General features: G+C 37.8%; 24 protein-coding genes. 23 read left to right on the forward strand and 1 reads right to left on the reverse strand.

Annotated features, from left to right (window positions below; all coding sequences use genetic code 11):
• The first annotated feature begins 54 nt into the window (after positions 1–54).
• Positions 55–399 (forward strand): single-stranded DNA-binding protein, encoded by a 345-nt coding sequence (locus D1013_RS08845; RefSeq protein ID WP_121848476.1) that lies wholly within the window; start codon positions 55–57, stop codon positions 397–399.
• 59 nt (positions 400–458) lie between these two features.
• On the forward strand, positions 459–839 hold the full coding sequence (locus tag D1013_RS08850; RefSeq protein WP_121848477.1) for a DUF6876 family protein: 381 nt from the start codon (positions 459–461) through the stop codon (positions 837–839).
• Positions 840–1,089: 250 nt separating this feature from the next.
• Here the strand turns inward: D1013_RS08850 and D1013_RS08855 are convergent, their stop codons facing one another.
• Positions 1,090–1,557 (reverse strand): hypothetical protein, encoded by a 468-nt coding sequence (locus D1013_RS08855; protein ID WP_121848478.1) that lies wholly within the window; start codon positions 1,555–1,557, stop codon positions 1,090–1,092.
• Between the two features lie 555 nt (positions 1,558–2,112).
• Here D1013_RS08855 and D1013_RS08860 point away from each other — a divergent pair.
• From D1013_RS08860 to D1013_RS08960, 21 genes are all read left to right on the forward strand, one after another.
• Complete coding sequence (locus tag D1013_RS08860) at positions 2,113–2,781, forward strand: recombinase family protein (RefSeq protein WP_121848479.1); 669 nt, start codon at positions 2,113–2,115, stop codon at positions 2,779–2,781.
• A 32-nt stretch (positions 2,782–2,813) separates the two neighbouring features.
• Positions 2,814–4,088, forward strand: a complete 1,275-nt coding sequence (locus tag D1013_RS08865; protein WP_121850671.1) for a DUF2130 domain-containing protein — start codon at positions 2,814–2,816, stop codon at positions 4,086–4,088.
• A gap of 17 nt (positions 4,089–4,105) precedes the next feature.
• Positions 4,106–5,671 carry a type I restriction-modification system subunit M gene (locus tag D1013_RS08870; protein WP_121848480.1) on the forward strand — a complete coding sequence of 522 codons (1,566 nt, stop codon included), beginning with the start codon at positions 4,106–4,108 and terminating at the stop codon, positions 5,669–5,671.
• A complete protein-coding gene (locus D1013_RS08875; RefSeq protein ID WP_121848481.1) occupies positions 5,655–6,908 on the forward strand; it encodes a restriction endonuclease subunit S in 1,254 nt (417 codons plus the stop codon). Before D1013_RS08870 ends, D1013_RS08875 begins: the two co-directional genes overlap by 17 nt.
• A complete protein-coding gene (locus D1013_RS08880) occupies positions 6,905–8,077 on the forward strand; it encodes a Thoeris type III anti-phage system protein ThcB4 (protein WP_121848482.1) in 1,173 nt (390 codons plus the stop codon). Before D1013_RS08875 ends, D1013_RS08880 begins: the two co-directional genes overlap by 4 nt.
• Positions 8,059–8,655, forward strand: a complete 597-nt coding sequence (locus D1013_RS08885) for a Thoeris type III anti-phage system protein ThcA (protein ID WP_121848483.1) — start codon at positions 8,059–8,061, stop codon at positions 8,653–8,655. The genes D1013_RS08880 and D1013_RS08885 overlap by 19 nt, the downstream gene beginning before the upstream one ends.
• 4 nt (positions 8,656–8,659) lie before the next feature.
• Complete coding sequence (locus tag D1013_RS08890) at positions 8,660–9,346, forward strand: TIR domain-containing protein (RefSeq protein WP_121848484.1); 687 nt, start codon at positions 8,660–8,662, stop codon at positions 9,344–9,346.
• Positions 9,347–9,409: 63 nt separating this feature from the next.
• Positions 9,410–9,934 (forward strand): toll/interleukin-1 receptor domain-containing protein, encoded by a 525-nt coding sequence (locus D1013_RS08895; RefSeq protein ID WP_225621518.1) that lies wholly within the window; start codon positions 9,410–9,412, stop codon positions 9,932–9,934.
• A 6-nt stretch (positions 9,935–9,940) separates the two neighbouring features.
• On the forward strand, positions 9,941–11,455 hold the full coding sequence (locus D1013_RS08900) for an RNA-binding domain-containing protein (RefSeq protein ID WP_162987855.1): 1,515 nt from the start codon (positions 9,941–9,943) through the stop codon (positions 11,453–11,455).
• On the forward strand, positions 11,452–14,667 hold the full coding sequence (locus D1013_RS08905; protein ID WP_121848486.1) for a type I restriction endonuclease subunit R: 3,216 nt from the start codon (positions 11,452–11,454) through the stop codon (positions 14,665–14,667). The genes D1013_RS08900 and D1013_RS08905 overlap by 4 nt, the downstream gene beginning before the upstream one ends.
• Entirely contained in the window at positions 14,636–15,373 is a 738-nt protein-coding gene (locus D1013_RS08910) for a pentapeptide repeat-containing protein (protein ID WP_121848487.1), read from the forward strand. Before D1013_RS08905 ends, D1013_RS08910 begins: the two co-directional genes overlap by 32 nt.
• Before the next feature lie 11 nt (positions 15,374–15,384).
• On the forward strand, positions 15,385–15,903 hold the full coding sequence (locus D1013_RS08915; RefSeq protein WP_121848488.1) for a DNA-deoxyinosine glycosylase: 519 nt from the start codon (positions 15,385–15,387) through the stop codon (positions 15,901–15,903).
• Positions 15,904–16,066: 163 nt separating this feature from the next.
• Positions 16,067–16,822: a PDDEXK family nuclease gene (locus D1013_RS08920; RefSeq protein ID WP_162987856.1), complete on the forward strand. Its 756-nt coding sequence runs from the start codon at positions 16,067–16,069 to the stop codon at positions 16,820–16,822.
• Between the two features lie 103 nt (positions 16,823–16,925).
• Entirely contained in the window at positions 16,926–17,459 is a 534-nt protein-coding gene (locus tag D1013_RS08925; protein ID WP_121848490.1) for a hypothetical protein, read from the forward strand.
• 174 nt (positions 17,460–17,633) lie between these two features.
• A complete protein-coding gene (locus D1013_RS08930) occupies positions 17,634–18,068 on the forward strand; it encodes a hypothetical protein (protein WP_121848491.1) in 435 nt (144 codons plus the stop codon).
• A 339-nt stretch (positions 18,069–18,407) separates the two neighbouring features.
• Complete coding sequence (locus D1013_RS08935) at positions 18,408–18,599, forward strand: hypothetical protein (RefSeq protein WP_121848492.1); 192 nt, start codon at positions 18,408–18,410, stop codon at positions 18,597–18,599.
• Between the two features lie 3 nt (positions 18,600–18,602).
• Entirely contained in the window at positions 18,603–18,836 is a 234-nt protein-coding gene (locus D1013_RS08940; RefSeq protein ID WP_121848493.1) for a hypothetical protein, read from the forward strand.
• Positions 18,837–18,874: 38 nt separating this feature from the next.
• Entirely contained in the window at positions 18,875–19,126 is a 252-nt protein-coding gene (locus tag D1013_RS08945) for a hypothetical protein (protein ID WP_121848494.1), read from the forward strand.
• A 231-nt stretch (positions 19,127–19,357) separates the two neighbouring features.
• Positions 19,358–19,591, forward strand: a complete 234-nt coding sequence (locus tag D1013_RS08950; RefSeq protein ID WP_121848495.1) for a hypothetical protein — start codon at positions 19,358–19,360, stop codon at positions 19,589–19,591.
• Positions 19,592–19,605: 14 nt separating this feature from the next.
• On the forward strand, positions 19,606–19,914 hold the full coding sequence (locus D1013_RS08955; RefSeq protein WP_121848496.1) for a hypothetical protein: 309 nt from the start codon (positions 19,606–19,608) through the stop codon (positions 19,912–19,914).
• Between the two features lie 511 nt (positions 19,915–20,425).
• Positions 20,426–25,720 (forward strand): DUF8696 domain-containing protein, encoded by a 5,295-nt coding sequence (locus tag D1013_RS08960; RefSeq protein WP_121848497.1) that lies wholly within the window; start codon positions 20,426–20,428, stop codon positions 25,718–25,720.
• Positions 25,721–25,739 lie beyond the last annotated feature (19 nt).

Here is a 25,739-nt window from a genome sequence, read left to right on the forward strand (position 1 = left end):
AAAGGGAATTATTAATTATGCCTCCCATAGAGTAGGCTTTAAAATCAAATAGTTATGAGTACCATTAGAAATTACGTACAGTTGATCGGAAATGTTGGACAAGAACCAACCATTACCAATTTGGATAACGGAAAGAAGGTTGCCCGGTTTTCATTGGCTACTAATGAAAATTATAAGGATTCCAATGGGGTCAAACAAACGGATACCAATTGGCATACAATTGTAGCATGGGGCAAGACAGCGGAGGTAGTGGAAAAATTCATTACTAAAGGCAAGGAAGTTGGATTGACCGGTAAATTGAAGACTAGAACTTATACTACCGATGACGGAAACCAACGCTATGTGACCGAAGTAGTAGCCGACGAAATATTATTAATCGGTAACAAAGGAAAAGAGTAAATGGAGTAAGGGGCGGAACAAGTTCCGCCCTTTCATACAACAACTAAAAACTCAGTAAAATGAAAGCAAAAGCAGATGAAATAATGGAACAACTTTCACAATTCATAGGAACAGAAGGGTTCTACAGGCTACCATTATTTAAAACTAGATATACCGACGGAATCAAATACCTTTCCGAAGTTGCGGAATGTTTTTGGTTAATTACCGATGCCTCGATAATGGCCAAAAGTCTGAGAACTTGTAGTGAATTTGTAACTATAGATTTTAAAAGGCTCTCTGAAACGGAAAGAATGAATTTGGAATATGAAGCCGAAGTTATCTATAGTGATGGAAACAATAATGTTCTGGTAAAACAAGAATACCTTTATACGGATTTTCCATTGGATGAACTTCGTTTATTCTTCATTAATGATACCTTGATGTTACCGAGTGAATATTAATAATTCGAGTAAAGGATTAAGTAATCACAGATTGATTGTCCTGATGATGGTCATTCATCCATTTTTCAGATAGTTCAAGAAATGCTATAATAAATTGAACTTATGTGAAAAGCATTGTCCTACATTTCAATAAACAGTCATAACCAACCCTGTTCAGAAAAAGGTTGCTTTTATAAAACTTCCTTTATAATTAGAACTAGAAACAAAGAAAGCCCCATAGAGGGGCTTCCATATATTTACAAACGGGAGATTAGTCCCCCTCGCTCAAAGAGAAACTACCATCACCACTGAAAGACTCAACGGTAATCGTCACCGTCCATATCCCAGAAGTTCCTGCATCGGTTACCCCAGAGAAAGAATCCGGTTCAACCGCTCCGTTCAAGGATCTGTTCAAAACGATATTTGCGTCCGCATCCGTTACGATCATATTGAAGGTGCCATCTGTGGTCGCCGTGATATCGGCATTGTAATCTGCCGTAGTGAGATTGTTGTTCCAGCTGAACATACGCGTAGTGGAACCACCGTTGCCAGTAAAACTTGCATCGATGTCACCATTGAAATCGGATTGGTCACCAACGGTAAAGTCAGAAGGGCTTGTTCTTAAAGTAGTTCCATTGACCGTTACGCTTGCGGTAGGGTCATCATCCTTGCTACACGCAATTACGGTCAATACCATTATTCCTGCAATAACTGATTTGAATAGATTTGAGGTTTTCATAATTTACTTATTGGAAAATTTTTAAAACTATAGTTTTTGTTTTGTTGACCTTTAAACAACGATACTAACAATTTCCCTACCCTGTTGTGGTAATGTTTCTCCTTTTTGTTGTGAAGCGCACCATAATCGTTGTGAAATTTATTTCCCTGAAGGATTTGCAAAATGGGTAATCATCGAAAAAACGATTAGAAAATTGTTATTTCCCAGGTTTTTGTTTGACCTGTGAATTACAAGAGCAATTGCGAAAATACAATAGTGAATGCGAAAAGTACAGAACCTATTGCGAAAGGCAGAGAGTAGATATGTGCTGAACACTTTTCTAAATTGGTGCCATTAATTAATAGCAGTTTAAAGATAGCCCATTAACAATTAAAGCATCTAAACCAAATCTATTCTGTTATTTGTTCGTCAATTGCCGTTTCATGTGCCATTCCAAGTGTACAAAACCCACCGTTTAAATAAACTTTGCCAGCCATACCAGATTGTTAATATTCTAGAGTTTACTATTACCGTACACTTTAATAGTTTACCTTGTACACGTATAAATACCACAAAATGAAATTTGGGTACGCAAGGGTAAGCACCAAAACACAAAAGCACGATCTGCAGGTCGATGCATTCTTAAAGGAAGGGGTAGATTCCAAAAACATCTATGCAGATATTTCATCTGGAGCCAAAGCAGAACGAAAGGGTCTGGATGAAATGATGTCGAAGTTACGCGAAGGCGATACCGTGGTTGTCTGGAAACTGGACCGGATAGCCAGAAGCCTTTCTCATCTTGCCAAATTGATCGAGGAATTTGAGCAAAAAGGCGTACATTTCAAGAGCATTCAAGAGAGTTTTATCGACACCACCTCCCCCCATGGTCGGTTTGTTTTCAACATTTTCGCATCCGTAGCCCAATTGGAAAGAGACATTATTATTGAACGGACCCGCGCCGGACTGGAAAGTTCACGGCGTAGAGGTGTACGGCTTGGCCGTAAACCGGGCTTGAGCAAAAAGGCTGAGCACAAGGCTATATTGGCTGAACGCTATTATAGGGATAATGAATTGAGCGTTGAAGAAATAATGAAATTGATTGACGTAGGCTCCAAGAAAACGCTCTATAAGTATCTCGCTATTCGCGGACGTAGGACTTGTAAGGAATGTGGTTCTTTGTTTTGGGATAAAGAACAAGATTTAGAAAATGCTTTTTGTTCAAAACACAACCCAATCAAGAATTAACAATTGTTTCGATTACAAATAATATCATTAAAATGAATAAGAATACAGAAGTTAAATGTCCAAATTGTCAAGAAGTCTTTAAAGTAGACGATTCGGTTTATTCTGATATAGTTAAGCAAGTTCGGGACCAGCAGTTCCAAGATGAAATTAAAAATCGCTTGGATATTGCAGAAAGACAAAAGGCTGATGCCCTTCAATTGAAAGAGTCGCAGTTGATAAACGAATTCCAACAAAAATTTGCTGAAAAACAAAGAGAGATAGATAGACTTCGAGAGAAAAGCAAGACTGAGCTGATTCAAGAAGTCTCAAAAAAAGACAATACAATTAGGGACTTGCAATCCAAATTAGAGCAAGCGGAAACACAAAAGAAACTGGAACTGCAAGAGGCAGTCAGTGTCTTAGAAAAGGAAAAGGACAAACTAGAAAACAACCTTAAAACAAAAGAGGTAGAAAAAGAATTATTAGCCAAATCTCTAAAAGATGATTTTAGAAGGGAGTTGGAAACCAAAGATCAAGTCATAAAATACCGTGACGAAGAAATTGAGCGCTTAAAAGATTACAAGCAAAAGCTTTCAACCAAAATGGTTGGCGAAACTCTAGAACAACACTGCGAAATTGAGTTTAATAAAATAAGACCTACGGCTTTTCCAAATGCCTATTTTGAAAAGGATAACGATGCTTCCGGGGGTAGCAAGGGTGATTTTATTTTTAAAGATAAGGATGCAAATGATAATGAAATTGTATCCATTATGTTTGAAATGAAAAATGAAAATGACCAAACTGCCACTAAAAAACGGAATGAAGATTTTTTTGCCAAATTGGATAAAGACAGAAATGCCAAGGGATGCGAATATGCCGTGCTTGTATCGTTATTAGAGGCTGACAATGAGTTTTACAATACTGGAATAGTGGATGTTTCTTATAAATACGACAAGATGTATGTTATTCGTCCGCAATTTTTTATTCCGATGATTACCCTATTACGCAACGCAGGTAAAAAATCACTGGAGTATAAAACGGAGCTCAGTATTATGCGAAATCAAAATTTAGATATTACCAATTTCGAAGAAAAAATCAATGATTTTAAAACTGGATTTGCTCGAAACTATGATTTAGCTAGTAGACAGTTTGGGGATGCAATCAAAGAAATTGATAAAACCATGACGCATTTACAAAAGACAAAAGATGCACTGCTGGCATCTGTCAATAATTTACGTTTGGCAAATAACAAAGCGGAGGATTTAACTATAAAGAAGTTAACCTACAACAATCCCACGATGAAGGAAAAATTTAATGAATTAAAGTAAAATAACTCAACCAATAAATGGCCAAGAAAAAAGTACTGAAGACCAAATCTATAGAAGAAACCCTTTGGCAATCGTGTGATAAGCTAAGAGGCTCTGTTGAACCCTCGGAATACAAACACGTAGTATTAGGGTTGATTTTCCTGAAATTTACCAGTGATAAATTTGAACAACGAAGACAGGAGCTCATTGCAGAAGGTAAAGAGAAATATGTAGAAATGAAAGATTTCTACAATATGAAAAACGTATTCTTTCTAGAAGAAGTTTCTCGTTGGTCCTATATCAGTAAAAATGCAAAGCAAGATGATATCGCTATTAAAATTGATACGGCTTTGCACACCATCGAAAAAAACAATCCATCGTTAAAAGGAGCCTTACCCGACAACTATTTCTCTCGCTTAGGTTTAGATAAATCCAAATTAGGATCATTACTAGATAAAATAAACGAGATAGATACGCTACAAAATGAAGGTCAGGATATTGTTGGAAGAGTGTACGAATATTTCCTATCAAAATTTGCGCTAAAAGAAGGAAAAGGAAAGGGAGAATTTTACACCCCAAAAAGTATTGTAAATCTAATTGCCGAAATGATAGAACCTTATAAAGGCATCATCTATGACCCTGCTTGTGGTTCTGGTGGTATGTTCGTGCAATCCATAAAGTTTATAGAAAATCATCACGGTAATAAGAAAGAGGTCTCTATATATGGTCAAGAATATACGAACACTACTTATAAACTAGCTAAGATGAATTTAGCCATTCGTGGAATCGCTGCCAATTTAGGCGATAAAGCTGCCGATACCTTTGCGCAAGACCAACACAAGGACTTAAAAGCCGATTTTATTATGGCAAATCCTCCTTTCAATCAAAAAGATTGGAGAGGTGCTGATGAGCTGCAAGACGACCCACGATGGAAAGGCTATGATTTACCTCCAAAAAGCAACGCCAACTATGGTTGGATTTTGAATATGGTAAGTAAACTGTCCGAAAATGGTGTGGCTGGATTTATTTTGGCTAATGGGGCTCTCTCCGGAGGTGGTGAAGAATACAAAATCCGTAAAAAATTAGTAGAGAATGGCTTGGTGGAAGCCATTGTTATTCTACCAAGAAGTATGTTCTACACCACAGACATTAGCGTAACACTTTGGATTTTAAACAAAAACAAAACCGAACGCACTGTTGAATTACCTGATACTATAAGAAACTATCGTAATCGTGAGGATGAAATTCTGTTTATGGATTTACGTCAAAAAGGGATTCCCTTTGAAAAGAAATTTATCCAATTTTCAGAAGAAAATATCCAAGATATTACCAAAACCTATCACAGTTGGCAGCAAAAGGAAACTGACTATAAAGATGTTCCTGAATTCTGCTATTCAGCTTCGCAAGAAGAGATTATAAAGAAAGACTTCTCTTTAGTGCCTAGTAAATATATTGAGTTTGTAAACCGTGACGAGAACATCAATTTTGAGGAGAAAATGACGGCTCTACAAACGGAATTAAGCGATTTGTTGCAACAAGAAGCCGAGAGCAAGACCCAATTGTTAAACGTGTTTAAAGAATTAGGTTATGAGCTCGAACTATAAAAAACTTGGCGATTACATACAACCAGTAAACAAAAGAAATACTGATTTAAAGGTAGAAACACTGTTAGGGGTAAGTATTCAAAAAATATTAATGCCATCCATAGCAAACACGGTAGGTACAAATATGAAAACCTACAAGATTATAGAGAAAAATCAATTTGCTTATGGTCCAGTAACATCACGTAATGGCGATAAAATTTCCATTGCTTTATTACAAGATTATGATGAGGCTATTATTTCACAAGCATATACGGTCTTTGAAGTAATTGATAAAAACGAACTGAATCCCGAATACCTAATGATGTGGTTTGGAAGACCAGAATTTGACCGTTATGCTCGCTTTAAATCACACGGTTCTGCAAGAGAAACCTTTGATTGGGATGAACTCTGCGAAGTAGAACTCCCCATCCCTTCCATAGAAAAACAACGCGAAATAGTTAATGAATACAACACCGTTACCAACCGCATTGAACTTAATGAACAGCTTAACCAAAAACTGGAAGAAACCGCACAAGCCTTGTATAAGCATTGGTTTGTGGATTTTGAGTTTCCTAATGAAGAAGGTAAACCTTATAAATCTTCTGGTGGTGAAATGGTTTTTAATGATGAGTTGGATAAGGAGATTCCTGTGGGGTGGAGAGTGGAGAGATTGGAAAAATTAACTAAAAAGGTCTGTGTAGGGTTTGTAGGCTCTCTTTATGATTCTTATTGTAGCAAGGATGAAGGTATACCAATGCTAAGGACAACTGATTTAACTTCTCAAGGAATGTCTTATAAAGACCTTAAATATGTTAATAAGAAATTTCACAGTAAACATATAAAATCTCAATTAAAGAAAGGAGATATTTTAGTAGCTAGACACGGAACAAATGGTATGCCTGTTATTTTTGATGCCGATTTTGAGGCTAATTGTTTGAATACAATAATAATTAAGCCAGACGAGCTTCGAATATCATCTAAATTAATTTATTGTTATTTGAATTCTATAGAAACAAAAAAACAGATTCAAGGTTCACTTGGTGGCTCAGTTCAATCAGTACTTAACACCAAAATAATTTCAAATTTATTTTTCTTCAACAGTAATGAAATTACTGATTTAATATCAAGAAAATTACGATTTTTTCAATCCGAAATTGAAAGAAAAAGAAGCCAATTATTCCAACTAGAAGAACTTCAAAGCTTGTTATTAGCTAAAATGACTAAAGTTGAACTTAAACATTACTGTTCTCAAAGATGAAATACAAATATCAACTCATAACACTAGGCTCAGACGTTCGTGAAAGGCAAATAATTATTAACCAAATAAGGGAGGATTTAAGGAATCTCAAATTGCCTGAAGAGTTTATTAAAGTCATTCCGGCATCCTCTATTGAAGATGAATATAAGGGTAACCAACCTGCATTTGCGCTGTACTTTGGAGACACTAGTAGCGATTTTAAGGATTTAGATGTTACTCAGAAGCTTCTGAAAGATGGTACGATGATTCTACCAATCTTTTATGACAGTTTTGAAACCGATATACCACGCGTTTTAGAAAATCAAAATGCCATTAAATATTCAGAAAATGAATTAAATAGAATTACTAATGTTGTCTTAGAAGCTTTTGAATTGTTAAGAAGTACAAGAAAAGTATTCATTAGTTATCGAAGAGCAGAATCTACCGGTGTAGCTATTCAATTATATGAGGCTTTAGAAGCCTATAATTTTGATGTGTTTCTTGATACGCACTCAATTCAAAAAGGAGAACCTTTTCAAGATGAATTATGGCATCGTATGACAGATTGTGATGTTATTGTACTACTAAATACTCCTGGTTTTTTGGAAAGTCATTGGTGTAAAGAAGAATTTGCAGAGGCAAATGCAAAACAAATAGGAATTGTCCAGCTGGTGTGGCCAAATCATCAAATAAAGGATATTGACAAATCTTCATACCTCTGTTATCCTATTCAGTTAAGTGAAAACGATTTCACAAAAAAAAAATATGATAAAACTGATCAGCTAGTTGAATCGATGATTGAAAATATAATTGTCGAAGTTGAATCTGTACGCGCCAGAAATCTAGCTGCAAGACAGGACAATTTAATCACCGAGTTTAGAAACATGGCTGAAAAAAATAATAGAATCGTTACCGTACAGCCCGAGAAAATTTTAACAGAAGACCGGCCAACTGGTGAGCACATTATCTACATTCCTACAATTGGTATACCGCGCTCTACTAGTTGTCAATCTGCCGAAATAAAAAAAGAGTTAATGGGATACGATGAGGTGTCTATACGCTTGATATATGATGATTTAAGAATACGTGATAAATGGTTACAACATTTGGAATGGTTAAATGATAATTTCAAGAAGGACATTAAAACACTAAAAAAACAAGAATTTCAAGGATGGCTACAAAAATCTTAAAAAATATTTTTCTATCAGCAAGTATTCCTCTTCCTGATAGACATCCCAAGTACATAGAAACAGCAGACATTATTGCAATTCGTGATTCAGTTATTGCTTTGACAACAGTCATATTGCCACACCACAGAATAATTTGGGGTGGTCATCCATCAATAACGCCATTAATTTATTACGTGATGGAAAAATTGGATATGAATATCCAAGAACACGTGAAGCTTTACCAATCTTTATGGTTTAAAGATATTTTCCCTGCAGATAATAATAAGTTTGAAAATATAGTATTCACGAAAAAAGAAGACAGCATTCCTGCTAGTATAAAACTACTCAGAGAAAAGATGTTCTCAGAGAATGAATTTTCAGCAGCAGTTTTTATTGGCGGAATGGATGGTATTGAAGACGAATATAGAATGTTTAAAGAATATCATCCAGAAGCATTATTACTTCCTATAGCTAGTACAGGTGCAGCAACTAAATTAGTATATGAGAATTTATTTCCTCAAAACCTAAAAAACAAAAGACTTGAAAAGGATTATGGGTATATGTCTTTGTTTCAAAAATTTCTAATGGATAAAATTTAATAGTATGGCAAGAAAAGTATTCGTTTCATATAAATATTCTGACTCATTAGTACAAGATTTAGGCATATATCAAGATTCCTTTTTTGGTAAAATAAAAATCGCTACAACTGCAAGACATTATGTAGATGAGATTTCAGAGCATTTGACAGGTGATGACCATATTTATAAAGGTGAAAATGACGATGAAAGTATGGAGAACTTGGCAGACTCTTCTATCAGTTCAAAATTAGGAGACAAGATTTTTGATAGTAGTGTTACAGTTGTTTTAATTTCTAAAGGAATGAAGGAATCGTTTACATCCGAAAAAGACCAATGGATGCCTTGGGAAGTTTCATACTCTTTAAAAAAGCAGACAAGATTAGGTAGGTCGAGTAGTACTAATGGTGTTATAGCCGTTGTACTTCCAGATGAAAGCGGAAGTTATGAATACTATATAACACGTGATGGTGAATGTAATTGCAGGTCGTTGAATACTTCTATTCTGTTTCAAATAATACGTGATAATATTTTTAATGTAAAAGAACCAAACAGAAGAGCTTGCAATGGCGGTTGGGTTTACTCTGGCGATAGCTCCTATATTCAATCTGTAAAATGGTCCGATTTTATAGCAAATCCCACAAAATATATTGACAAAGCGATAGAGCTACGAGATAAGAAAGATGATTTTAATATTGTAAAAACTATTAGATAATCTATGAGCTTTATAACTGAATCAGAACTTAGAAACCAAAGAAGGTCATCAAAATCCTACTATATGACCTTAAATGAAAGCCTAACCAGCTTTAAAGGAGAAAGTAGTCTTTTTAAAACTAAAATTTTCCTTTCTCATAAACACGACGAAAGAGAGTATTTGGAAGGTGCTATTTCATTTTTAAAATCGTATGGTGTAGACGTTTATGTTGATTGGTTAGATGATGGGATGCCTAAAACAACATCAGGAAGGACCGCAGATAGAATAAAACAAAAAATTAAGGATAATCATAAATTTATTCTTTTAGCAACAGAGGGTGCAATAAGCTCTAAATGGTGTAATTGGGAGTTAGGTTTAGGAGATGCAGCAAAGTATATTGAACAAATTGCAATTTTACCTATTAAAAAAGATTATTCAGATTTTTCAGGTAGTGAGTATTTAGAAATATATCCTTACATCTACAAAGTTGATTATTATCAATATTTCAAGGGAACTTATAGGTCAGAAGGAACTTATGTTGTATTTCCATCGATTAATGGCAATGATAAAGTTGTGCCTATTAGTGAATGGTTGAATAATAAAAATTAAGCAGTTATGACAGAAACCAACCGCATAGAATACAAAGCACAGCTCACCAAAGATTTAGATTTGGAAAAAGAAGTGGTAGCCTTTTTAAACTACCACGAGGGCGGTTTGGTCTATATCGGTATCGATAAAAACGGCAACACCCTTGGTGTAGCAGACCTGGATGCCGATATGCTTAAAATAAAAGACCGCATTAAAAACAACATTGCTCCTTCCGCTATGGGCTTGTTTGATGTGGTAGCAGAAGGAAAAGACGGTCAGCATATCATTAAAGTCATTGTGGCCAGCGGTAGTGAAAAACCCTATTTCAAGAAAAAATACGGAATGACCGAGAAAGGTTGTTTCTTACGTGTAGGTACAGCCGCCGAACCAATGCCACAGGCAATGATTGACAAGCTTTTTGCCGGTAGGACCCGCAATTCGATAGGTAAGATAAAATCGCATCGTCAGGACCTTAATTTTGAGCAACTTTCCATTTATTATCAGGAGAAAGGCAAAACCCTGAATAGTCAATTTAAGAAAAACCTGGAACTATTTACAGAAGATGGCGATTTAAACTATGCAGCTTACCTTTTGGCAGATGTTAACAATATTTCCATTAAAGTGGCCAAATACAAAGGTTTGGACCGGGTTAACCTTGCTGAAAATAACGAGTACGGATATTGTTCCCTAATCAAGGCCACTAAGAGTGTCTTGGACAAAATGGAAGTTGAGAATACAACCTTTGCCACTATTACTTCCAAAGAAAGAATAGAGGAACGGTTATGGAACGCCGTGGCTTTGAGAGAGGCCATTTTAAATGCTCTTGTACATAACGATTATACTCGGGAGGTACCCCCTAAATTTGAGATATTCGATGACAGGATAGAGATTACTTCCGCAGGTTCCCTGCCGGAAGGGTTGAGCCAGGAAGAGTTTTTTGAGGGTGTTTCCATTCCCAGGAACAAGGAACTAATGCGTGTCTTTAAAGATGTAGAGTTAGTGGAACAATTGGGTTCTGGGATTCCTAGGATATTACAAAGTTACGGTAGGGACTGTTTTAAGTTCATGGACAATTTTACTCGGATGGTTTTTCCATCTTCAGGTAAGGCTTCACATAACCCTGCTCCTGATAGTAATTGGGATACATTACAAAAAGAATTTCATGCACTGAGAAGCAGTGATAAACCCAGTAGAGATGGATTTTTGCCTTGGGTCAAGGATAATCTGCCCACCTTGTTGCGCGAGCTTCAGGAAAGCTTCAGTATAACTTCAGGAAAGCTTCAGGAAAACTTCGGAAAAGAATTCGGAACGTCATTAAAAACGGGTAAATTAAGGCAATCCAACATAAAAACTCCTACCAGCCTAATGGTCCTATTGATATTGGCATTGGATTCCAACACTACCGCAGATGAAATTTCGGATTTAATAGGAGTTTCGGAACGTTCCATATTTACACACTTAAACAAACTAAAAAAAGCCAACTTAATTGAGCGCGTGGGAGGAAGAAAAGAGGGGCATTGGCATATCACTGATCAAGGATGAAAAAATTTACGGAAGCCAGATTAGAGGAAACATTTATAGAATTGCTGGATAATGAGGGGTATCCACATTACTTAGGCAATACCATTGAACGTGAACCGGAAGAAGTACTGATAGAAGAAGATTTAATAGCATTTCTATTGGAACGCTACAAAAACGAAGGGCTCACACTTACGGAGGCCAAATCCATTGTGTTGCAGCTAAAGACCTTGCCAGCCTCAGATTTGTACGAAACCAATAAAAAAATAATGCAATGGCTTTCCGATGGTTTTATCCTAAAACGGGAAGACCGTAACCAAAAGGATATTTGGGTTTCTTTAATCGATTATACAGGCTTGGAACGGCAAATGCAGGGCGATAATTTGGATAGTTTATCGGTTGCCGAACCTCGAGAAAAATACGGGGACAATAATATTTACAAGTTTGTAAACCAACTAGAAATCGTAGGTACGGAAAAACGTATTCCTGACGGTATAATCTACATTAATGGGATCCCGGTTGTAGTGTTCGAGTTCAAAACAGCTATCAAAGAGAATTGCACCATACATGATGCTTACGTGCAGTTAACAACCCGCTATAAAAGAGATATCCCCGAGCTTTTTAAGTACAATGCCTTTTGTGTAATCAGTGATGGGGTAAACAATAAAGCAGGTTCATTTTTTGCTTCTTATGAGTTTTACTATGCGTGGCGCAGAATAGCTGGTTTGGCCAAAGAAGTGGATGGTATTGATAGTATGTTCACCCTTATTCAAGGAATGTTGCATGAAAACAGATTAAGGGATATTATCCAAAACTTCATTTACATACCGGACACGTCCAAAAAAGATGAGAAAATAGTATGTCGTTATCCACAATACTATGCAGCAAAAGCTTTATATGATAATATCAAAAAAGCTCAAAAGCCAAAAGGGGACGGAAAAGGAGGTACCTACTTTGGCGCTACCGGTAGCGGTAAGAGTTACACCATGCTCTATCTCACAAGGTTATTAATGAAGAGTGAATATTTCGAAAACCCTACAATCGTTCTCATAACAGACCGTACCGATTTAGATGACCAACTTTCAGGACAGTTTTCCAATGCCAAAATTTATATAGGTGATAATACGATAAAAAGTGTAGAAAGCAGGTCTGAATTAAGAGAGCTGTTACAAGGCCGTGCAAGTGGTGGTGTATTTTTGACCACCATACACAAGTTTACGGAAGACATTGAGCTATTGAGCGAACGAACCAATGTAATCTGTATTTCCGATGAAGCGCATAGAAGTCAAACCAATTTGGACCAAAAGGTTAGGGTCACGGAAAAGGGAGTTAAAAAATCCTATGGATTTGCCAGGTATTTGCATGATTCGCTGCCTAATGCAACTTTTGTAGGATTTACGGGTACCCCTGTAGATGCTACTTTAGATGTATTCGGTAAAGTAGTGGACGCCTACACGATGACTGAATCTGTAAAGGATGAGATAACGGTGCGCATTGTGTATGAGGGTAGAGCTGCCAAAATAGCCTTGCAGAACAGCGAACTTGAGAAGATTGAAAAGTATTATCAAGAAGCGGAGGAAGCCGGTGCCAACGAATACCAAATTGAGGAAAGCAAAAAACAATCTGCCAATATGAACGCTATTTTGGGCGACCCGGACAGGTTAAAAGAATTGGCTGCCGATTTTGTTCAGCATTACGAAAAGCGGGTAACTGAGGGTGCAACCGTTAAGGGCAAGGCCATGTTCGTCAGCAGTTCTCGTTTTATAGCTTATGAGTTTTATAAAAACGTACTTGAGTTAAAACCGGAATGGAACGATATAAAAGTAGCTGAGGACGGTGCTGTCTTGACCGACAAGGAAAAGCGGGAAATCAAACCTATGGAACGGATTAAAATGATCATGACCCGGGGAAAAGACGACCCAAAGGAATTGTACGATATATTGGGCACAAAGGATTATCGCAAGGAACTTGACAGACAATTCAAGAACGAGAAATCCAATTTCAAGATAGCCATTGTGGTGGATATGTGGTTGACCGGTTTTGATGTCCCCTTCTTGGACACTATCTACATTGACAAGCCTATCCAACAACATAACCTGATACAGACTATTTCCCGTGTGAACCGTAAATTCAAAGGAAAAAATAAGGGCTTGGTGGTGGATTACATTGGCATCAAAAAACAAATGAACCTTGCGCTTAAAAAATACTCAGAGGGCGATAAGGATAATTTTGAGGATATACAACAATCCTTGATAGTGGTCAGAAATCACTTGGATTTACTGGCTAAATTGCTACATAAATTCGATAGCTCAAAATACTTTAATGGTACGGCACTGGAACAATTGAACACCCTGAATATGGCCGCGGAATTTGTACAGCTTACCAAGGATATGGAAACTCGTTTTATGGGCTTGGTTAAAAGATTAAAAGCAGCTTATGATATCTGTGCAGGGAGTGCGGAATTGACACAACAGGAAAGGGATTTTACACATTTCTATTTAGCTGTCCGGTCTATTGTCTTCAAACTTACCAAAGGCGATGCACCTGACACCGCCCAAATGAATGCCAAGGTAAGGGAAATGATAAAGAATGCCTTACAAAGTGATGGTGTAGATGAGATTTTTAAAATGGGAGAAGACACTGAGAAAGAGCAGGACATCTTTGATGAACACTACTTGGCTAAAATTGATAAAATAAAGCTGCCCAATACAAAGATCAAATTGTTACAACAGTTGTTGGCCAAGGCTATTGGCGAAATGAAGAAGGTCAATAAGGTGAAAGGCGTTGACTTCTCCAAGAAAATGGAATCATTGGTTCAGAAATACAATGAGCGTAAAGGTGATGTATTACAGAGTGAGGTATTGGACGATTTTGCCAAGCAAATTACAGATATGATCTGGGACGTTTACCAAGAGTTTAAAGCTGGTGATGATTTAGGGATTGATTTTGAAGAAAAAGCATTTTATGACATCCTAAAGGAACTTTGTGTAAAGTATGACTTTAGTTACCCCGAAGATAAATTAATTGAACTGGCACGCGCTGTTAAAGATTTGGTTGATGGTCAAGCAAAGTTTCCGGATTGGAACAAAAGAGAAGATATTAAATCAGCTTTAAAAGTAGGACTAATACTTCTTTTGGATGAGCACGGCTATCCACCAGTAGAAAGGGACGAAGTTTACAAGGAAATCTTTGAGCAAGCGGAAAATGTTAAGAAGTATCGCTCCGTTAAAAAATAATATTTGGATAATCCGATATTTAGCTAAATTGAAAAACCACCTTAAGAAATATGCCGATTTTGTAGAGAGCCATCCCTTAATTAGGCTATTGGACTCTATTTCCAAACTAGGAATAGTGTTTGCTGCTATATTTTGGATTTTAGAAATAGATGATCGAAAAGAGGAAAGAGAAAATTTAAGAAAGCAAAGAATATATCGTGCTTGGGAGATTATAACTTTTACAGAGTTAATGCCCAGTTCACATGCTAGAAAAAGTGCATTGGAAGATTTAGTGAAATCAAAACAAAAACTTGACGGAATCGACTTGAGGATTGCAAATTTAGATGATGCCAATTTAGCTGGAGCCTCATTTTCAAGGTCAGTATTGAACAATATCTCCTTTATTGATGCCAACCTTCAAAATGTGAATTTTGATTATTGTTTTTTGGACGAAGTTGATTTTAGCAATTCCAACTTAAAAGATGCCTCTTTTAAAGGTGCGGTTATAAAAAATTCAAGTTTCACATCAGTTAAAACTATAAATTCTTTGAACTTTTCAAAGGCGATTCTTTTAAACAATACTGGTTTAAAAGTAAAAAGCAAATTGGTAGACAGTGTTACTTTAAAGAAAATTAAAAGTATATGGGAAAAACCTAGCGATTATTTGGACGATGAGGAATTAAGAAATATTATCATAGAAATTGACTCAATTCTAGAGTTTAATTAAATAGGCTTAATATGAATCGAAAATATTGTCTTGACCCGCTAGTGGATATAGAAACAAAGTTAGTTATTCTTGGTACTATACCCGGAGAAAAATCACTTCTTAAAAAATGCTATTATGGCAATGAGAAGAACCACTTTTGGGATATCGTGTACAGAACACTTCAGCCCGAATTTAGTTGTTTTGAACTTGCGGAATCTAAGTCGATATTAGAAAGATATAAGCTACTGTTAGAAAATAAAATTGGATTGTGGGATGTAATCGAGAGTTGCGAAAGGAAAGGAAGTAGTGACAGCAAGATAAAAAATGAAAATTTAAACGACTTTACCACATTTTTTAAAAGATACCCAAACATAAAGACTGTACTGTTTAATGGCAGTAAATCTGAAAAATATTTCAGGAAGGAATATAAAGATGGGGTATTTTCCAGTATTAAATTTTATCAATTAAATTCCACAAGTAGTATGAATTCAAATAATACGTTTAAAATATTAAATGAATGGAAATGCCAAATAGAAACAATTGGCTTGTAGAATTCGGAGGTCTCAACAATAGATAATTCATCGATAGCAACTTTGGTAAACGTTAAAATTATAAGATTTGAACATCCTAATAACTATTTTCCATATGTCATACAGGCACCCATTCAATCGGAACGATTGAATTATTAGATTAATGGTCAAAACAGAGCGTATAATGAATTTAGCAGCATTTAAAGTGTGGTTGGACGAAGAAAATGGGAGTGATTATCGAACAATACAGAGCCGAATCTCAAATTGTAGGACTGTCGAAAATCACGAAGGCGATTTAGACGAGCATTATGCTAAAGACAATGGGCTTTCTCTGTTGGAAAGATTGAGTTATTCAACGGAAGACCAAAGAAATGACCTCCCGGCAAACCATAAAATTCCAATAAATGGCAATTTAAGAACCGGGTCAGCAACTCTGAAACAAGCTGTAAAACTATATATGGCTTATAAAAGTTCGAACTTTGAACCTGATGAAAGTTCAAATAAGTCATTTGACTTAAAGCAATCCCTCGAAGAAGAAATTGACAACATAGAAACCTGGACTAACTTCAGTTACGAAAAGGACTTGAAAAACTCCATGGTTTCCCAAATAAATGAGCTGTTTCCCGACTACAAGATATTTGGGGAAAATAATCAAGGAGTTGAATATCTTATTGGTGGAAAAAGAATTGACATACTTCTGGAGAAGCTAAATGGGGAGCTATTAGTAATTGAGCTAAAATCTGGAATTGCTAACTACAAAGTTTTCGGACAAATATCAATGTACATTGGATTACTAATGGACAAATTTCCCGACCGAAAAATCCAGGGAATGATAATTGCCGGCGAGATGGATGTCACTTTGAAAAATGCAATTCGAACATCAGATAAAATTGAACTGAAAACATACAAGATGAAACTTGAATTAAATAGCGAGAAATAGAGTATAACATTTTATAGCCGATGATGAAGTCTTCATATCCTTTTCATTTAAATTAAGGCAACAAACTCATTTGTCAATTAAGTAAACCGCAAAGTTACAGCCAATGAAATCAACCAAAATAATTGCCATTCTAATACTAGCTTTTTCATCTTGCTCTGATCAAAATACCGAGATAAATGAATTACAGGAACAGGAGAAAGAAATAGACGAACTTATTATCGGAACGTGGCATGTTTATAACATTTCAGTATTAGATAAAAACAGGAAAGAGTTAGAGCTACCAGGCTACTTATCTATTGAATGTGATGCAATAACGAAATATAAATTTCTACGAAACGGAGAGTTCATAATGGAAGACCTAACAACATGGCATGAAAAGTATAACCAAGAAAATCAAATTATTGGAGGCACATGTGACAAGGATGATGAAGGAGGAGGGTTTGATAGCGGTAACTGGTATATTGACTTTGACGAAAATGGAGAAAAAATTTTAGATATAAATTGGGTCTACAAAAGTTTGGCAGAAGATGGTACCTTGTGGCAACCTGAATTTTTGTCTCAGGATACTTTTTTAATCTCTGATTTTGATACAGACGATGAAAAGTATTATTTGACGTATTATGAACGTATACCGTAGCTTAGCTTAAATTTCATATTTTATTTTTCTTAGATTTCAATAATTTCATTGAGATATCAAAGGACCATTGCAAAAATTTAAATAGAGTTGAAGGCTTCCCTGTTTTTGTGGCCTTCCCTTTTTTTACAAGTGATAATTAATAGATTGTAACTTAGGATAAAGTTCAAATAAAAAATGGAGAGGATTGAGAAAAGAGCTGTTGAGAAAGGAAGGTCTCAAAAACCTATAAGTTCACACGATTGCGAACATTCTAAATACGGTATTCTGGAAGAAACGTTTTCAGGTAAAAAAACCGGTAAGTATCTCTGTTCTAACTGCTACCAGTATTATGATGATAAATACTATGCTGTTGTGCAAATGGAATGCAAAAAACCGATGGTTCTAGTTTTCAAATGCAATAAGTTTGATTTAATACTGGAGAAATTGAGTCAAGCAATAGAGCGTAAAGTAGGCAGTACTGTTATAAATATATCTCTCAATCCAAAAGAATTCAAGGAAGATTGGGAGTGGTCAGGTTTTCATTTTAAAGCCACCACATTGGTTGGAGGGGAAAAAGAGGAAGGATACAATATGTTCATTTCAAGAATTGATTCTCCCATTATAGAGTAGAGGGCCATAATAATATTGATAAACAATGGGCGATAAAATTACCTCATTTGACAATTGTATGAGAGCGCTGTGAGCCCTAACGGGATTATTTCATCAATAATTTCAGGCCATCTAATGGTAGAATTTTTATTGGTTAGAATAGTTGAAATAAAGAGTCCTAAATTATTAAAATTCGCTGAGGAACTAAATCATTTTAAGCTTATAAAATTGGTTAAGAGTATGAATTTGATTTCAGATGTGCAAGCCGACGTTCTTTAAAGGATTAACAAGCTCAGGAATAAATTTGCTCACAACCTTGCTTTTGAACCGACAGTTGCGGAATTAAAACATTTATTCATTTTGGCCAAGCAGAATTTCAACGATATGACAGATGGGCTTATACAAGGAATTGGAGAATTGGATTTCGTAAACTCACTTCATGTATGTGAGGACTATATCTTTTCAAATTTATTCATTCAAATATCATACGACTTACATGATATTTATCAAGATCAAGGAGGCGATATGGAAGAGTTTTTAAAGTATAAATAAACGATGGCAGAATTGACAATTAAAGGGAATTTCGTTCCGAATCAAAGACCAGAAAGAGTTCAGGATTTTTTAATAATGGCTGAGGAAAGTCAGGAATTTATAGCTGCCCCAGGCAAACTTACATGCACTTATGTCCCCTCTCTTAGACAACACCAAATAGATGAGAACACAACAGGAATATCAGAACAACGTTTACGTCAAATTTTTGACAATGATGAGCTTAATTTCTTGGTATGAAATTATACTGCAGCTAAAATGAAAAGTCTAAATTAACGATGAATCTAGCCGAGCTATATAATGAGCTAAAAGCTTTAGAAATTGATGATTCCCAAATTTATTTGCATGGTTTATATGGAAGTAAAGATGATAACGATAAATTGGCTTTATTAATCAAGAAGGGAAAGCACAGACCTGTTTGGGAAATATATTATAAAGAAAGAGGTCAGATTGGTTCTGTACGTAAATTTTTTGATGAAGATAGTGCCTGTCAATATTACCTAAAAGAGCAAAGTTCAAATAAACGATAGTGGATGGTTTCTTATCCGATTGTGTACAATGTAAAGGAAGGAAAGTTGCGGCCTTCGGTCGGATTTGACCGGACGAGACCCAGATGACCGATAATTAGTCGATTTACTTACTGCATTTAGTTTTTTTGTAATTTGGTGAAGATATAAAGCTTTAGTAATTAGTTTATTAAGTAAGGTCCTACATCTATAGAGGTTATAAATGAACAGGTAGATACCAGAGTACCAACGACCATGGAAAATAAACTAAAAAAGAAACTTCACGAGGCCATAGAAGAAACGCTCAAAATATCGAATAGGCCGCTGCGTCCGAGTGAAATATCCGACATGATCAATACTCTCTCACTTTACGAACGAATCGACGGACATGCAGTCACAAGTGGCCAAATTTTGGCCAGGGTCAACAATTATTCAAGACTGTTCGATGTCAATGACAATCAGATTTACCTGAAGCATTGGGAAAAGTGATCTATTAAAGAACAATGAGCAGTTTCGATTCACAAATTCGAAGGAACCTGATGGGCAAGCGCCTTGAGAAAGAAGGAAGAATATTGGAGGCCAAAGCTCTATATGAAGGTAACATTTCCGAAGGTTTTGAAGGTAGCTTTCCGTATAGAAGACTAGCCATCCTGTACAGGAAAGGCAAATTCATTGATGAAGAGATCAGGGTCCTAGATAAAGCTGTGTCAGTCTTTCATAACCTCGCAGGTAGCGGAAGAGAGGACGTTCAACCGAAGCTAAATGATTTCAGGGAACGTCTTGAAAAAGCAAAATCGCTTAAGTCTAGATAAACGATGAAATCCCTCGCTTAATTTTAATCGGGTAATGTGGAACTTATTTATGGTATCATCTGATTACGGTAAAACAAAAATTTAACAGTTATCCATTCACTATCCGAAATTATCGAATTGATAAAATGAGTTTCGATTTAAAATATTGAAAATCAGTTTTTTTGATGTTTAATATCCAATACTAAGACTTATCCGGCAAAATTTTTAATTGTGGGAATTATCGTAAAATGATTTTTCTTACAATTAAAGTGTAAGGATTGCAATAACAAAGGTTCTCTGCCGTTTTTATCAGACACGTTTGTAGCAAGGTATTAATCGCTTGCAACTAAGGTGAGTAGACTAGCGGAATGTAGGTAATCTTTCATTGGTTCCACGCTTTAACTCCGCATTGCGAACACCATTAATTAAGGTTTTCAATGAAGCTATTTAAAAAAGTCCAACAAGTTGGAACAGGATGACCTATGCCAAAATATAAGATTAAATATATGACTGACTCATTACCCAAAAAACCATGACAAAATTAACCCAATTATTTAGACCTATAGTTCTCTTGCTCTCTCTTGGAACTATTTACGCCCAAAACGATATAACCGTTTCCGGCGACAATCAGCCAAATGCGATTGAAGCGACCACCGCGACCATTGTAGCCCCGAATTTGAATATTGAAGCGGGGTCGAATATCACCGATTTTACAGTTTCCATTACCAACTCATTCACACCATCCGATCAATTGGGTTACAATGGCGGGTTACCAGCCGGTATATCGACTGCTGGTTGGAACAGTAACACCAGATCTATTGTATTTAAGGGGACTTTGTCGCCATCGGAATGGCAGGCATTTCTTAGGAATGTTACGATAACATCCGGTCCAATATGTTCCCCGGAATCCAGAAAGATTTCATTTGTGGCCGGGGAAACATTCTATAATCCCTTGAACGGGCATTTTTATCGTGTTACTCCAAATCCGTCCAGCTGGACAGATGCCAAAACCTTGGCCTCTTCTACTTCATACTATGGAAGGGAAGGTTACTTGGTAACGTTGACGGATGCAGCTGAAAATACTTTTGTGACCAGATTGATAGGTCAAGATTCATGGATGGGAGCGTCAGATGATCATGACCAAATCAATCAAGCTTTAGGTTATAATGAGTTCGCTAATACAAATGCTTCAGAAGGTCAATTTTTTTGGGTAACAGGACCGGAAAAAGGTACCCAGCTGACCACCGCTAACGCGGGAACAGGGGGCAATGAAATTTCGGGCGTATATCAAAATTGGAGAAGCGGTGAACCGAATGATTATAATAATGGGAACCCTGGGGAGTCTTTTGGTCATGTTTATTCAAGTGCAGGAGATTGGAACGATTTTCCCAACACCTCTTCGATTTTTGGTATCATGGAATTTGGTGATATGCCCTATGATCAAACCAGTGCCACACCATTTTTCACGAAAAATATCAACATAAATGGTGCTCCAGGAGGTACGATTACCGGTGGAGAGGTTTCCGTTTGTTATGGTTCCAATTCAACCACGCTTACCCTTATTGGACTTAATGGTACAGTAGTGCGTTGGGAAAGCTCCGACAATAACTTTATCGATACCCCAATGATCATCAACAACACTTCCACCTCATTGGTAGTTAACAATATTTCCCGAACCACTTACTATAGGGCAATTGTTAATACAAATGCCCCAACTAACTGTAACAACTTAACCACCTCAAGTACACCTATAAACGTGTCGGAAGCTGAGGCTGGAAATGTATTCGCCCAAAACACCACGATTTGTGCCGGCTCAAATGTTGAACTCTTTGTTTCAGGTCAGCAGGGTGAAGTCCAAAAGTGGCAACGTTCCAGCGATAATACAAACTGGACTGATATTGCCCATACACAAACTACACTTGATGAAGTCATTGCTGGTACAGGAACTTATTTTTACAGGGTTGTTACCGAAATAGACAACTGTGGTTTTACGGATATTTCCCCATCAAAGGAAATTACCGTAGTATCCGGTACGGCTCCCGAAGGAGGAGAGGTTAGTTCAGCGGTGCACGGTTCCACCACCAATAGCGGTACGTTGACGTTGACAGGTTACACAGGGACCATTACCAAATGGCAGCGTTCGACCGATGAGGGCATTATTTGGTCAGATATCTCGAATACCTCAAACACCTATAGTTACAGTAACGTAGCAAATATTACAATGTATAGAGCAGTACTGACCAATGGCAGTTGCGGTATAGCCTATAGTGATTCGGGATCTGTAACTATTGCCCCAACCAATAATCCCCCAACGGTGACGTCCACCTCAATCACATCAGCAACAGCGGAATCACTTTATTACTACGACATCAAGGCTTCAGATGCTGATAACGATGTAATTACTTGGATGGCAAACAACGTCCCTACTTGGTTGACCTTTACCAGTGGCACGTTGCAAACCAGTTTCGTAGGTACTGGTGCAACGCCAAGCAATATGGGGGATGGTGTAAATCAATCGCCAGATGGTACCAGTGCCTCCGCCACAGTCATTCGAACAGGTACTGCCGCCTATGGTGATAATAAATTGTTTTTCACAGATACCGAAGAGTATGGGATTCGCTATGTTGATGAGAGCGGAAATGTGCAAACTTGGTATCAGGGTGATGGGACTTATACAAATCTAAATCCATTAGGAATCGCCTATGATGTGGTCAATAATGCAGTGTATGTTGGAGACTACGCCAAATCGGACATCGTTAAAATTGATAACATGGGTACTCGAACCCTTCTGTCAGATTTACCGGAACCGTTCATCCTTAGATTGCTAGTGAATTCTAGCGGTTCAAAACTTTATGCGTCGGCACGGGGAGGAATATATGAAATTGACCTTGCCAACAATAACCCCGCTACGAATTGGACAAGAGTCGTCGGCACAGGAACAATGGGTTATAGCGACACAGGGACTGCGTCAACCTCACAAGTTTCTCAACCGCACGGAATGGCGTTTGATAATGCTGGGCGTCTGGTCTTTACCGACCGATTCAATGACATCATCAGGAGGGTTAATTTATCGACGGACACCATTGAAACCATAGCTGGTACACAAGGTGCCGGATCGGAAGCTGGTGATGGCGGACCTGCAGTCAATGCGACTTTTGCCGACCCATCGGGATTAGCCATTAATGAACATGACGAAATTTTCATTTCCGAGAGATTAAGCAAAAGGATAAGAAAAATCGATATCAACGGTAATATTAATACATTTTTTACAGTTTCTTCCGGCGGTTTTGCCGATGACCTCGTAATATCAGATACGGGTGAGTTATATTTATTGACAACCGCACTTATTGCTCAGGTAGCAACTAAGGCTGAATTAAGCGGTACGCCAACCAACGCTGATGCAGGGGTCCATGATGTAGAACTTACCCTCAGTGATGGAAAGGTCAATGTACCTTATAATTTCCAAATCACGGTTCAAGCGATTAACATTGCTCCTACCGATATAGCTCTAAATAATAATAGCATCAATCAAAGTGCAACGGGTTTGGACTCCACGGTTGGTACATTATCCACCATCGATGCAGATTCTGGCGATTCTCACACCTACTCACTCATAGCGGGCACAGGTGATACCGACAATGCGAGTTTTAATATCAATGGTACTACCCTAAGAACCAATAGTACTTTAGCGGCGGGCAACTACAACATCAGAATCAACACCAATGATGGTACGGATGACTTTACCAAGGAATTTACCGTTTCGGTTAATGATGATATTGCACCTGAAGGCTACACAGTGTCTATCGATCAAGACCCGGTAGTGAGTTCAAATCAATCTTCTATCAGTTTTACCTTTGCCAGTGCCGAAGTAGGAGCCACCTATAATTATACATTTAGTAGCGATGGCGGGGGAACTGATGTAACAGGCTCAGGCACAATAACAACTTCGACCGATAAGATTTCTAATATCGACCTAGGCGCTCTTGGCGATGGTACTATTAGTCTTTCGGTTACTTTGACCGATGCGAACAACAACGTAGGTACAGCTGCCACTGATTTGGCGGAAAAAGACACCATTGCTCCCGTAGGATATACCGTAAGCATTGATCAAGCCTCGATAAATCCATCCAACGAAACTTCGGTCTCTTTTACTTTGGCAAGTGCTGAGTTGGGCTCTACCTATAATTATACCTTCAGTAGTGACGGTGGCGTTAGCGATATTACCGGCGCGGGTACTATCTCATCAACAGAGGAACAAATTTCAGGAATTGACCTTAGCGGACTTAATGACGGCACTATTACATTGACGGTCGCTTTGACCGACGACAAGGGCAATGCCGGCATAGCTACCACAGATACGGTTCATAAAGATACAACCGCACCGGTAGGTTACACTGTAGCTTTCGATCAGGCTTCTTTGGACGTATCCAACGAATCATCTGCCTCTTTTACATTTACAGGTGCAGAAATTGGCGCCAATTACCAATATTCTTTTAGTAGTGAAGGTGGGGGAACCAATGTTACGGGTACGGGTACAATTACGTCTTCAACCGATCAGATTTCAGATATCGATTTAAGTGTTCTTGGCGATGGTATGGTTACCCTAACAGTTTCTTTAACTGATAACGATGGCAACACGGGAATCAATGCTAATCATGTTGTAAATAAGGATACCGACACGGACGATGATGGGGTCAGGGATGATTCGGATAACTGCCCTGATTCAGCTAATACAGACCAGTCGGACACTGATAATGACGGGGAAGGAAATGTATGTGATATAGATGATGATAATGATGGAACACCGGATTCAGAGGACGCTTTCCCATTGGACAAAAACGAAGATACCGATACGGACGGTGATGGAACCGGGGACAATGAGGACACCGATGACGATGGGGATGGAACCCCGGATACGGAAGATGACTTTCCTTTGGACGGGAATGAAGATACCGACACCGATGGTGATGGTACAGGTGACAACACCGATACCGATGACGACGGGGATGGAACCCCGGATACGGAGGACGATTTTCCCTTGGACGGGAATGAGGATACCGACACCGATGGGGACGGTACTGGAGATAATTCCGATGAGGATGATGACAACGATGGGTATCCCGACGATGTAGACGACCTGCCCCATAACCCAAATGAGTATTCCGATATTGATGGCGATGGCATTGGTGACAATGAGGATACCGACGATGACAACGACGGTGAAGAGGATGTCGATACCGATGGTGATGGTCTTGGGGACAATGTGGACGAGGATGACGATAATGATGGAGTGGTGGACGGCTCGGACGATTTTCCACTGGACGAAACAGAGCAAAAAGATACCGACAGTGATGGTACCGGTGACAATGCCGATACCGATGACGATGGAGATGGGTATACTGACCAACAGGAAAACGAGTCGGGAACGGATAGTACCGACCCGATAGACACCCCGGCCGATAATGACAATGACGGTATTCCCGACAATAGGGACGACGACGATGACAATGACGGGGTTCCTGACAGTGAGGATTATTTCCCACAGGATAATGAACCGGTACTGGTTCCGGCGGAGGCCTTCACGCCCAATAACGATGGTCTTAACGATTCATGGATGGTGCCCGGCATCGAAAACTATCCCAACAATGTCGTAAGGATCTACAACCGTTACGGTCATGAAGTATTTGCCCAAAATAGCTATCGAAACGATTGGCAGGGTTTCTTTAAGAATAAGAACGAGAAACTGCCCTCCGGATCTTATCTCTACATAATCGACCTCGGCAATGGTGAAGCTCCGTTGAGAGGTTGGATATTCATCAACTATTAACCTAATCAAGCCAAAAAAA

Origin of the sequence: Euzebyella marina (assembly GCF_003687485.1) — a bacterium.
Taxonomy (GTDB): Bacteria; Bacteroidota; Bacteroidia; order Flavobacteriales; family Flavobacteriaceae; genus Euzebyella; species Euzebyella marina.